This is a genomic window from Fusobacterium perfoetens (assembly GCF_021531475.1).
In the GTDB taxonomy this organism is placed as follows: Bacteria; Fusobacteriota; Fusobacteriia; order Fusobacteriales; family Fusobacteriaceae; genus Fusobacterium_B.
In genome coordinates, this window is sequence record NZ_JADYTX010000002.1 from 74,448 (window position 1) to 80,718 (window position 6,271).

The window sequence follows — 6,271 nt, forward strand, 5'->3', positions numbered from 1 at the left end:
GACGAAAGATGAGATATGATTTAGTAGTAGTTGGTGGAGGACCAGCAGGATTAGCTGCAGCTATTGAAGCTAAGAAAAACGGAATTGAAAGTATTTTAGTTATAGAAAGAGATAAAGAATTAGGTGGAATTTTACAACAATGTATCCACAATGGATTTGGATTACATGAGTTTAAAGAACAGTTAACAGGACCTGAGTATGCTGGAAGATTTATAGACCAATTAAAAGAGATGAAAATTGAATATAAACTAGATACAATGGTTTTAGATGTAACTCCAGAAAAACAAATTCACGCAATAAATAGTGTTGACGGATATATGTTAATTGAAGCCAAAGCTGTTATTCTTGCTATGGGTTGCAGAGAAAGAACAAGAGGAGCTATCGGAATTCCAGGAGAAAGACCAGCTGGAGTATTTACAGCAGGGGCAGCTCAAAGATTTGTTAATATGGAAGGATATATGGTAGGTAAAAAAGTTCTTATTCTAGGTTCTGGAGATATAGGACTTATTATGGCAAGACGTATGACTTTAGAAGGGGCAGAAGTAAAAGCCGTTGTAGAACTTATGCCATTCTCTGGAGGGTTAGCAAGAAATATTGCTCAATGTTTAAATGACTATAATATTCCTCTATATTTAAGCCACACTGTAATAGATATTCAAGGAAAAGAAAGAGTTGAAAAAGTTGTAATAGCAAAAGTTGATGAAAATAGAAAACCTATTCCAGGAACTGAAAAAGAATATGAAGTAGATACTTTACTTCTATCAGTTGGATTAATTCCAGAAAATGATATTTCGAGAGCAACTGGTGTTATGATAGATGGAAGAACTTCAGGAGCTGTTGTAAACGAAGTTATGGAAACAAACATTGAAGGAATATTTGCTTGTGGAAATGTTTTACACGTTCACGATCTTGTTGACTTTGTAAGTGCTGAAGCGAGAAAAGCTGGAGCTGCTGCAGCAAAATATATTAAAGGACAATTAACATCTGGAGAATATATAGAACTTAAAAATGGATTTGGAATTGGATATACAGTTCCTCAAAAATTCAGATTAAATAATGTGGATAAAGGTCTAGAAGTATTTATGAGAGTTAGAAATATTTATAAAAATATGACTCTTCAAGTGAAAGATGGAGAAAATGTTATTTTAAGTTTGAAAAAACCTCACGTAGCTCCAGGAGAAATGGAAAAAATAATGATACCAAAATCTAAACTTGAAACAATAAAAGGTAAAGAAATTGTTGTAGAACTTGTAGGAGGGGATAAATAATGAAAAAAGAGATGATATGTATTGTTTGTCCAATGGGTTGTCATTTAACAATAGATACTGAAACATTAGATGTAAAAGGAAATACTTGTCCAAGAGGAGCAGAGTACGCAAAAGAGGAGTTAGTAGCTCCAAAAAGAGTTATAACATCAACAGTGAGAATTGAAGGTGGACTTCATAGAAGAATGCCTGTAAAAACAGACGGTGCTATTCCAAAAGATTTAAACTTTAAATGTATGGAAGAATTAGCAAAAGTTTTATTACATTCACCAGTAAAAACAGGAGATGTTGTTATAAAAAATGTTTTGGGAACAGGTGTTGATGTAGTAGCTTGTAGAGATATGTAAATTATACCCTAAGTTAACCCTATTTTAAATGGAGTTGTTGCATTTGCGACAGCTCCATTTTTTGTAAAAAATTTTTATTTATTATTTTGTTAAAAAAAGGCAACTTTTCTTTAAAATTTTAGAAAAAAATGATATAATAAAATATTGAATATAAAATTACAAAAAGAAAGTAGGAAAAATGAGAGTATTAGTAGTAGGAGATGTAGTAGGAAGTCCTGGAAGAAAGACTTTGGAAACATATTTAAAAAAATTTAGTGAAGAATATGATTTTATAATAGTAAATGGAGAAAATGCAGCAGCAGGTTTTGGAATTACAGCTAAAATTGCTGATGAATTTTTTGAAAAAAATATAGATGTTATAACTAGTGGAAATCATATTTGGGATAAAAAAGAGATTTATACATATTTAGACGAAAGCGATAGACTTTTAAGACCAATAAATTATCCAGAGGGAGTTCCTGGAAAAGGATATACAATAGTAAAAAGCAGAAAAGGGATAGATGTTGGAGTTATATCTGTTCAAGGTAGAGTATTTATGCCACCAATTGATTGTCCTTTTAAAACTTTGGAAAAAGTTGTAGAAGAGATGAGAAAATCTTGTAAAATAATAATTATAGATTTTCACGCAGAGGCTACTTCTGAAAAAATAGCTTTGGGAAAATATATGGACGGAAAAATTTCTGTATTATATGGAACTCATACTCACGTTCAAACAGCAGATGAAACAATATTTTCTGAAGGAACAGGATTTATTTCTGATGCTGGAATGACAGGGTCTGATAATGGAATAATTGGAATGGACGTAAATTCTATAATTCCTAAATTTTTGACAGCTCTTCCTCAAAGATTTGAGATAGCTAAGGGAATGGAAAGATTCAACGGACTTGATATAGAGATAGATGAAGAAACTGGAAAATGTAAAAAAATAGATAGAATAAATCTTTCGTTAGAACAGATAGAAAAAATGTAGGGGGAAGTTTAGATGAAAGTTTTAGAAATAAAAGTTGTTTATGAAAGTGATGATTTAGAAAAAGCTAAAAAAGAGATAGGAGATGTTTTTTATGACTTTGGTGCTACAGGACTTAAGATAGAAGAACCATTAACTCATAAAAACTCACTAGATTATTATAGAGATGAAAAAGAATTTTTGATGGTAGAAAATGCAGTATCAGCTTATTTCCCAATCAATCCATACTCTGAAAGAAGAAAAATCGCTATACAAAATGCTTTTGATGAAAAATTTGCAGAGAGAGAAGATTTAGTTTATACAGTAGAGTTTTATGAATATGATGAGGAAGATTATCAAAATAGTTGGAAAAAGTATTTCTACACTCAAAAAATAAGTGAGAGATTTGTTGTAAAACCAACTTGGAGAGAATATGAGCCACAAGATGATGAGCTTATAATTGAATTAGACCCAGGAAGAGCTTTTGGAACAGGAACTCACCCAACAACATCTCTTTGTATCAAACTTATGGAAAAAAATATCTCCTCAAATGATACAGTAATCGACGTTGGAACAGGTTCAGGTATTTTGATGATAGCTGCTGAAAAGCTTGGAGCAAAAGAGATTATTGGAACAGATATCGACCCAATGGCAGTAGAAGTTGCAAGAGAAAACTTAGCTCTTAATAAAGTGGACGAAGAAAAAGCAAAAGCTTATGCAGGAGATTTGGTTTCAGTAGTTCAAGATAAAAAGTTTGATGTAGTTGTGGCAAATATCTTAGCAGATGTACTTCTTATTCTTTTAAAAGATATATCAAAAGTAGTTAAAAAAGATGGACTTGTTATTTTCTCAGGAATTATCGAAGATAAATTAGACGAGATGACAAGAGCCATAAAAGAAGTAGGGCTTGAAATATTAGAAATCAAAGCTGATAAAGAGTGGAGAGCAATTTTAATGAAAAATATATAGATATGGGGGAAGAAAATGAAAAATTTTATAGTTGCAATTGACGGACCAGCTGGAAGTGGAAAAAGTACAGTAGCAAAAATACTTGCTAAAAAATATGCAATGACATATTTAGATACAGGGGCAATGTACAGAATGTGTGCTTTATATTTTATAGAAAATGAAATAAGCATAGACAAGAAAAAAAATATAGAAGAAAACTTACCACTTATAAATATAGATATTGAAAAAGATAAATTTTTCTTAAATGGAAAAGATGTGTCTTTAGAGATAAGAACTCCAAAAGTTACAGGAATGGTTTCATATGTAGCAAAAATCAAAGAGATAAGAGAAAAAATGGTAGAACTTCAAAGAAAAATCAGTGAAGGAAAAGATGTTATTCTTGACGGTAGAGATATAGGAACAGTTGTTTTCCCTAACGCTGACTTAAAAATATTTTTAGTGGCATCTCCTGAAGAGAGAGCTAAAAGACGTATGAAAGATTACGAGGAAAAAGGTATCCACGAAGATTATGAAAAAGTTTTAGCAAGTATTTTAGAGAGAGATTTTATAGATTCAACTAGAAAAGAAGGACCTCTAAAAAAGGCTAGTGATGCTGTTGAAATAAGCACTGATGGAGATACTATTGATGAAACAGTGGCAAAACTTGGAGTGTTTATAGGAGTAGCAAAAGAGAAAAAAGCAAGACGTGAGGAAGAACAAGGAGAATAAGATGTTGTATAATTTTTTTAGACTTGTTATCTATATACCTCTTGTGTTTGTGTATATTTTTAATAGTAAAAAAAGAGAGTTTTTAAAGAGAAGATTTTTTCAAGATTTTGCTTTCTTGAAAAATGAAAAGGAATATATTTGGATTCACTGTTCATCTGTTGGAGAGGTAAACCTTTCAGATTCTTTGATAAAAAAAATCCTTGAAAAAAAATCTGAAAATATACTTTTAAGTGTGTTTACTGATACAGGATTTGAGACAGCTGAGAAAAAATATTCTACTAATGACAGAATAAAAATTATCTATTTTCCATTAGATGATTATTTCTTGATAAAAACTATTTTGAAAAGTATAAGATTAAAAACTTTGATTGTAATAGAAACTGAGATATGGCCAAACTTAATAAATCTTTGCTCAAAAGCAGGAAAAGTTATCTTAGCCAATGGAAGAATTTCTGATAAAAGTTTTAAAAGAGATAAAAAGATTGGATTTATCTTAAAATCTCTTTTAGGGGAAAAAATAGATTTTTTCTGTGTGCAAACTGAGATTGATAAAGAGAGATTTATAGAGCTTGGAGCAAAAAAAAATAGAGTAGAAGTTACAGGAAATCTTAAATTTGACATTGAATTGGAAAACTTTTCTGAGGAGTCAAAAGAAAACCTTAAAAATCAAATCTACTATAATGGAAAGAAAATATTTGTCTGTGGAAGTACAAGAACTGGTGAAGATGAGATTTTAATAGATAGCTTTAAAAAATTAAAAAATTATCTTCTTGTATTAGTTCCAAGACATCTTGATAGAATACCTAAATTAGAGGAGCTTATAAAATCTCAAGGGCTTACTTATAAAAAATATAGTGAGTTGGAAGAGGGGGATTATCAAGTTTTGATAGTTGATAAAATGGGAATTTTAAGAAAATTTTATTCTATAGCAGATGTAACTTTTGTAGGTGGTACTTTGGTAAATATCGGAGGGCATAGTTTATTAGAGCCACTATTTTATAGAAAAACTCCAATTTTTGGAAAATATCTTCAAAATGTAAAGGATATTTCTAAGGAAGTTTTAAAAAGAGAGATAGGATATTTAGCTGAAAATTCAGAAGAAATCTACGAGAATATTTTAAAAATAGAAAAAAATGATTTGGATAGTAAAAAAATAGAGGATTTCTTTAGAGAAAATCAAAATGTAGCTGAAAAGATTTTAGAAAAAATATAGACGGAGGAACAATGACAGAAACAAGAGTAAAAGAGTATTGGGAACACTTCTTTGAAAAACCAAAAAAACACTATAACCCTTATATGGAAAGATTAAAGGAATATCCAGAATATATAATGTATGATGCTGATATAATGAACTCATATAAAGGAAAATGGAAAGAGTATTTTAAAAATGACAACCCAATATATATAGAGATTGGTTCAGGAAGTGGAAATTTTGCCATTGGAATGTGTCAAAAATATCCTGAGAGAAATCATGTGGCTATGGAATTAAGATTTAAAAGACTTCATTCTTCTGCTAGAAAATCAAAAAATTATGGACTAACTAATGTTTTATTTTTAAGAAGATTTGGTGAAGAAATTCCAGAGTTTATGGGAGAAAATGAGATAGAGGGAATGTATATCAACTTTCCAGATCCTTGGGAAGGAAATGAAAAAAATAGAATAATCCAAGGAGCTTTATTTGAAACTTTAGATAAAGTTATGAAAGTTGGAGGAAAACTATTCTTTAAAACTGACCATGACCAATATTATCTTGATGTGTTAGAACTTATGAAAGATATAAAAAATTATGAGGTTGTTTATCATACTTCAGATCTTCATAAAAGTGAAAAAGCAGTTGATAATGTTTTAACAGAGTTTGAGCAACTTTTCTTAAATAAATTTAAGAAAAATATAAATTATATTGAGATACAAAAAATAAAATAGAAGAGCTATACGCTTATGTTCATAGTTAAAAAGGGAGGGTGTGAAGAGTTTTCTGTAAATCTTAACTTTCTATGATAAAAATTGTTTAATTTAATATTTTTACTTTATATGGT

The 6,271-nt window shown here is 29.9% G+C and carries 7 protein-coding genes; all 7 read left to right on the forward strand.

Translation table 11 applies throughout. The features are described 5' to 3' along the window. The first annotated feature begins 8 nt into the window (after positions 1-8). The 7 genes from I6E15_RS01020 (at position 9) to trmB (ending at position 6,158) form a co-directional block, all read left to right on the forward strand. A complete protein-coding gene (locus tag I6E15_RS01020; RefSeq protein WP_177160842.1) occupies positions 9-1,268 on the forward strand; it encodes an NAD(P)/FAD-dependent oxidoreductase in 1,260 nt (419 codons plus the stop codon). Then, complete coding sequence (locus I6E15_RS01025; protein WP_235243512.1) at positions 1,268-1,612, forward strand: DUF1667 domain-containing protein; 345 nt, start codon at positions 1,268-1,270, stop codon at positions 1,610-1,612. The genes I6E15_RS01020 and I6E15_RS01025 overlap by 1 nt, the downstream gene beginning before the upstream one ends. Positions 1,613-1,790: 178 nt before the next feature. Further along, positions 1,791-2,582 carry a TIGR00282 family metallophosphoesterase gene (locus I6E15_RS01030; RefSeq protein ID WP_235243514.1) on the forward strand — a complete coding sequence of 264 codons (792 nt, stop codon included), beginning with the start codon at positions 1,791-1,793 and terminating at the stop codon, positions 2,580-2,582. 12 nt (positions 2,583-2,594) lie between these two features. After that, the gene (gene prmA, locus I6E15_RS01035; protein ID WP_235243516.1) at positions 2,595-3,527 is read left to right on the forward strand and encodes a 50S ribosomal protein L11 methyltransferase; all 933 of its coding nucleotides are present in this window, start codon (positions 2,595-2,597) and stop codon (positions 3,525-3,527) included. Between the two features lie 15 nt (positions 3,528-3,542). Next, positions 3,543-4,235, forward strand: a complete 693-nt coding sequence (cmk, locus tag I6E15_RS01040) for a (d)CMP kinase (protein ID WP_235243518.1) — start codon at positions 3,543-3,545, stop codon at positions 4,233-4,235. Between the two features lies 1 nt (position 4,236). Next, positions 4,237-5,448 (forward strand): 3-deoxy-D-manno-octulosonic acid transferase, encoded by a 1,212-nt coding sequence (locus I6E15_RS01045; protein ID WP_235243520.1) that lies wholly within the window; start codon positions 4,237-4,239, stop codon positions 5,446-5,448. Positions 5,449-5,459: 11 nt separating this feature from the next. Next, positions 5,460-6,158 carry a tRNA (guanosine(46)-N7)-methyltransferase TrmB gene (gene trmB, locus I6E15_RS01050; protein ID WP_235243522.1) on the forward strand — a complete coding sequence of 233 codons (699 nt, stop codon included), beginning with the start codon at positions 5,460-5,462 and terminating at the stop codon, positions 6,156-6,158. Positions 6,159-6,271: the final 113 nt, after the last annotated feature.